This window comes from uncultured Proteiniphilum sp. (assembly GCF_937873925.1).
Classification (GTDB): domain Bacteria; phylum Bacteroidota; class Bacteroidia; order Bacteroidales; family Dysgonomonadaceae; genus Proteiniphilum.
This window is the reverse complement of sequence record NZ_CALNAT010000011.1, coordinates 1-5371: the sequence shown is the minus strand read 5'-3', so window position 1 is coordinate 5371 and position 5371 is coordinate 1. Positions and strand designations below refer to the sequence as shown.

Genomic DNA, 5371 nt, shown 5'->3' with positions numbered 1-5371 from the left:
GAAAAAAGAATTAGGATTTCAAGGGTGGTTGACATTTTCAGAGATTGTACACGCCGCAGCAGACTCACCTATCGGCCCATGGGAATATAAAGGGACATTGCTCAAAGGAAGAGGTCCGGGGTGTTGGGATGCTTTAGGAGTTCATAATCCAATGATCACATTTTTTGATGGAAAATACTATTTGTATTACAACTCTACCAATCTGGGAGGTGAATCATATGATGAAAAAGAATTAAAAGAGTTGGGACAGCAAGGTGGGAAACATCCAAAATGGGGAAATGTCCGCAATAATCAACGGATTGGTGTAGCCGTTGCCGACTCGTTTGACGGGCCCTGGGAGAGAATGGACAATCCTTTGATAGAACCAGCAGGACCGGTCAGAAATATGGTCAACAATCCAACAATTACACAGAAAGATGGTCTGTATTATCTGATATTTAAGGGAGACAAACCTAATGAAAAGCGAATTATACGCGATCAGGCAATTGCAATTTCAAAATCGCCGACAGGCCCTTTCAAGATACAGGAAAAACCAGTGATTGACTATATAGAAACGGAGGACATGGCAATGTGGTATGACACTAAACGTGAACGCTTTTACGCTATTTTCCACGCATTTGCCGGATTTATAGGAATGGTCACCTCTACAGATGGTAAAGATTGGAGCCAAGCTACTGAACACATCGTTATCCCCAAGAGAATATTGATGACAAACGGCAAATTCTATCTTCCTGACCGACTGGAACGTCCTTTCGTGGTGGTAGAAAACGATGAACCGCAGGTACTGGCATTATCAGCCAAAAAGGGAGACGATTCTTATTTGGTGTTTATTCCGGTTAATCAGGAAAAAGATAACGCTACTATTACAGTATCTGATAAAGTAAAACAAATAGTTAAATTCGGTGTGGACGTCGAGAGGCTTTGGGACTGGAACAGGGATATGAAAGAAGAACTGGCCCGCTTGGCGGTGGACGAATTAAAAAGTGAATATGTTCGTATCGGCATTGATGCCACCTATGAAAGGAAGGAAGGTGTCAAAAATAAAAATGCCTACGATGATGAGATTGAAATGATGCATGCCATTAAATCGGCAAATCCGGATATCCAGTTTTTTGCCAGTCCCAGGCCCCTCTTTGAAGCATATTCCAAAGACGAAAGAGAAACGATATGGGGTCATAAAGACAATACTCCCTGGTCACCCTATCCCCGATGGATATTAGATTGGAAGCAAGACGGAACAAAGAAGATGAAGGATGGTACAATAGTGCCCAAATGGAAGGAAGAGATCCTTCACTTACCGAAACTGATCCAATATTTTGCAGATTATTTAAATCTCATGCACCGCAATGGCCTTACAATAACTTACCTGGATGTGACGAATGAGAAAGAGACCATTTCCCCATCAGCCAATAAATATATTTATGAGAATCTGCCGAAATTGCTGGACCCCGGGGTACATATGCCCCAATTAGTAGTTCCCTCCTCCTGGGCCATTAGTGGAGCTACAGGCTGGCTGGACAAGGTAGATCCATCAAAGAACGAACATGCCTCAATTGCAGTCGCCTCTACCCATAATACCGGGCCAACAGGAATATATGAAGAGTTTGTGGCAAGAGCCAAAAAGCTGGGGATAAAAGAGATATGGAATACCGAAATGCATGGATGGACCGGTGTGGATATACATGAAGAAATAATTACATCAGAGGTGCTCTGGAAACATCTTCGTGCCGGATTTACGGGAATTGACACATGGTTATTTTATGGGCCGGCAAAAGGAAGAGGTCATACCATGATTTGGGTAGACCATCAAAACAAGATTTACACCAGATCAGGGAAGTACGAAATCTTCAAACAAGTGGTCAACCATGCCAGCGGGGGAAATTATATAGAGATAACACTACCTTGTGAATCCGCTTCTACGGCTGCATTCATAAAAGGCAACGTACTATCGGTATGGGTATTGAATAAAAGCAAATCTCCTCTGAATAATACCCGGTTTGATCTGGGAGAAAATAGAAAAATAAAGAATACCCGATGTGAGGTATATAGGTGGCACAAAGATCTACCGGGAGTTGGAGAAAAAAATGATCATTCTATCTCGCAAAATTCTTTCCATTACACCCTTGAAGGCGAGTCTTTATATTTCTTTAAAATTCAGCTTGACTAATAGGTTTTACTTAGTGAGATTTCACAAATAAATAGGTTGTAAAAAATGAAAAAAAGAAAAAAAGTTTTTTTTAGTACACTTTGTTTACTGATACTGTTGATAGCCTGTGCTAACTGGACACAGAACAGAAAAAAGGTACTTATCATTGGCGATTCCATATCCATTGGTTACACTCCTTTTGTAAAAAAGTCCCTCTCAGACAGAGCGGATGTTTTCCACAATAAAGGAAATGCACAGCATACAGGAACCGGCAAAGAGATGCTGGAAGAATGGTTAGGAGACACGAAATGGGATATAATTGCTTTTAACTGGGGATTATGGGACCTGTGTTACCGGCATCCGGAATCAAAGGTGCAGGGTAACAGGGACAAGGTTAATGGTACCGTCACATTTACCGTTGAACAATATGCGGCCAATATGGACACGATCGTTACCAGACTAAAGGACACCGGAGTAAAATTGCTTTTTATTACTACCACGGTCGTTCCTCCAGATGAGGCAGGTCGATTTGAAGGTGATGAAATAAAATACAACAACGCCGCATTGGCTATTATGGAAGAAAAAGGTATAGCCGTTCACAATCTGCACAAATATTCTATTGATATCCACAAAAAATATGCAAAAGGCGAAGGTGATGTACATTATACTGAAGAAGGATATGAGGCACTTTCAAAATCAGTGGCAGATGCAATTAAAAAATTATTACGATAAATATTTATCATATAAAGGGATCTAATAGAGTTTATATCGAATAAGATTTTAGATATCTGATTATCAATTACCCTATTCCTTAATCAATATAACACCTAATGAAGAAAACATTTTTCGCTATAATATTGCCGATTATTTTAATAGAAAGCATTTGTTCTCAGACAATAGTGAAAGAGCTTTTGACTGAAAATCTTATAGATCCTGTAGGATTAGATATTTCTATCCCCAGATTTACCTGGATATTGCAAAACGAAAAACGAGGTATCACCCAAACGGCTTATGAAATTGAAGTGGAATCGAATGACACATTCGCATGGAGAAGCGGAAGAGTATTGTCAGACTCCTCTGTACTTGTCGCGTACAAAGGTCTTCCTTTAAAAAGCAATACACTATATTTCTGGAGAGTAAGAGTTCAGGATAACAGGGGTTATATATCTGACTGGAGTCTTCCTGGCAGCTTTCGTACCGGTTTCTTGCAGCCGTCAGACTGGAAAGCGCAATGGATTACTCCTACCCTTGAAGAAGACACGGTCAACCGCCCTTCTCCTTATTTGAGAAAGACATTTCAAACAAAAAAAGAGATCCGCTCCGCTGTTCTTTACGCTACATCACACGGCATGTACGAGGCTTATCTGAACGGTAGACGTGTAGGTGATGCACACTACACCCCGGGATGGACATCCTATCATAAACGATTACAGTATCAGGCTTACGACGTTACCGGTCTCCTCCAACAAAACAATACAATCGCCGTAATGTTGGCAAGCGGATGGTATAGAGGAACTCTTGGCTGGAGCAATAAAAACAACCACTACGGTCGCCATATAGCTTTATTGATCCAATTAGAGATTGAATATACCGATGGTACCCGCGAGAGGGTAATCTCAGATCCTTCCTGGAGAAGTTCCACGGGAAAGATCATTTATTCAGAGATCTACAACGGTGAGAAAATAGATCTTCGCCTGGAAAAAGAAGGATGGATGTTTCCTGAGTATGATGATTCACAATGGGCCTATGTAAAAAAAACAAACTTTGATACGGCCAAACTGGTAGCCACCTATAATGAACCTGTCAGGCAACAGGAAATTTTTAAGCCGGCCGCCATATTCAATACACCCAAAGGAGAACAGATCATTGACTTCGGACAGAACCTAGCCGGTTGGATAAGAATGAAGGTCAAGGGAAAAAGCGGTGATATGATCACATTATCACATGCTGAAGTATTAGACAAAGAAGGAAATTTCCATACTGCCAACCTGCGTGCAGCTAAGGCACAATGTATTTATATACTAAAAGACACCAATAAAGTTATACTACATCCTCATTTCACATGGCACGGATTCCGCTATGTGAAAATTGAAGGTTATCCCGGAGAAATCAAACCAGAGAATTTTGAGGCAGTAGCCCTTTATTCCGATATGGAACCCACGGGCAGTTTTACCTCATCCCATCCGCTAATCAACCGATTACAAAGTAATATCAAATGGGGACAAAAAGGGAATTTCCTGGATATACCGACCGATTGTCCACAAAGAGATGAACGATTGGGATGGACGGGAGACATCCAGGTTTTTGTCCCTACAGCAGTTTTCAACATGCGGGTACATAATTTCCTAACCAAGTGGTTACGGGATCTGGAAGCGGATCAATTGATTACCGGTGAAGTGCCAAATTATATACCTGACTTGGGAAGTAATGTTAACCGGGCAGCTTGGGGAGATGCGGCTACAATCGTTCCTTGGACACTTTATAAAACCTACGGCGATAAGCGGATCCTACACCAACAGTACGGCAGCATGAAAGCTTATGTAAAAAGTATTACCAATGTAACCCACGATGGGCTATGGGATAAAGGGGTCACTTTTGGGGACTGGCTGGCTTATTCCCCGGAAGAAGGAGAGAGAAAAACGCCTGGGACGAATAAGAATATTATCACTCAGGCATATTATGCCAATTCACTACGTATCATGATGAATACCGCAAAGGTGCTGAATATCCCTGACGATGAAATATATTATACAAACCTATTAGAACAGGCTAAAAAAGCTTTCCATACGGCTTTCATCAATGAGGAGGGCGACCTGATCTCTCCATCACAAACGGCCTACAGTATAGCGCTCGAATTCGGGATGATTCCTTATCATCTTGAGAAACAGGCTGCGGCAAGATTGGTTGAACTGATTGATGATTTTGGCCATTTTACCACAGGTTTTTTGGCTACTTCACCTCTGCCCCATATTCTTCTTAAATACGGATATGGTGATCTCGCCTATAAACTTCTGGAAAGAGAAGAATATCCCTCGTGGCTTTATCCTATTACGATGGGAGCAACAACGTTTTGGGAAAGATGGAATGCTATAAAACCAGATGGAAGCTTTCAGACACAGAAACCACAGAGTAACTCTTTCAACCACTATGCACACGGTGCCGTTGGGGACTTTTTGTACCGGAAAGTTGCCGGACTGAACATAGCCTCCGGTGAAGATGCAGCAG

3 protein-coding genes are annotated in these 5371 nt (G+C 41.6%); all 3 read left to right on the top strand.

All coding sequences use genetic code 11. The annotated features are described in order from the left end of the window. Positions 1-2167, top strand: a 2167-nt coding sequence (locus Q0502_RS00955; RefSeq protein WP_298646079.1) for a glycoside hydrolase family protein, incomplete at its 5' end; no start/stop codon positions are given. Positions 2168-2212: 45 nt separating this feature from the next. Beyond that, on the top strand, positions 2213-2878 hold the full coding sequence (locus tag Q0502_RS00950) for an SGNH/GDSL hydrolase family protein (RefSeq protein ID WP_294083994.1): 666 nt from the start codon (positions 2213-2215) through the stop codon (positions 2876-2878). A 98-nt stretch (positions 2879-2976) separates the two neighbouring features. Then, positions 2977-5371: family 78 glycoside hydrolase catalytic domain (locus Q0502_RS00945; protein WP_298646074.1), on the top strand; the 2395-nt coding region annotated here is incomplete at its 3' end.